This is a genomic window from Citrobacter sp. VF227, from assembly GCF_052950715.1.
In genome coordinates this window covers 1-455 of record NZ_JBRFVF010000462.1, presented here as the reverse complement: position 1 = coordinate 455, position 455 = coordinate 1, and the positions used below count along the sequence as shown (strand labels likewise).

At 58.0% G+C, this 455-nt stretch carries 1 protein-coding gene; it reads left to right on the top strand.

Features of this window, described 5'->3' with window-relative positions; all coding sequences use genetic code 11:
- A partial coding sequence (locus tag ACU8YC_RS27335; protein ID WP_446896305.1) for an aldehyde dehydrogenase family protein occupies positions 1 to 455 on the top strand: 455 nt, incomplete at both ends.

The window sequence follows — 455 nt, the reverse complement described above, 5'->3', positions numbered from 1 at the left end:
GTAAACTATCTGGCGCTGATTGTGCTCGAGCCGGTGGGTGTAATTGGGGCTAGCGTGCCGTGGAGTGTTCGACTGCTGCTGGCCTGCTGGAAGCTAGGTCCGGCATTGGCTGCGGGCAACAGCTTGATCCTCAAGCCGTCGGAGAAATCATCGCTAACCGCGATTCGCCTGACCGCACTGGCTAAAAAAGCAGGTTTGCCCGATGGCGTGCTCAGCGTTGTGAGCGGATACGGTCATGAAGCAGGACAGGCGCTGTCTCAGCACCCGGATGTCGATGTGATCACTTTTACCGGATCGACTCGCACCGGCAAACAACTGCTCAAGGGCGCTGGCGACAGCAATATGAAACGCGTCTGGCTGGAAGCCGGCGGTAAAAGCGCCAACATCGTATTCGCTGACTGCCCGGATCTGCCGAAAGCCGCCGCCAATGCCGCGGCAGGTATTTTCTATAACCA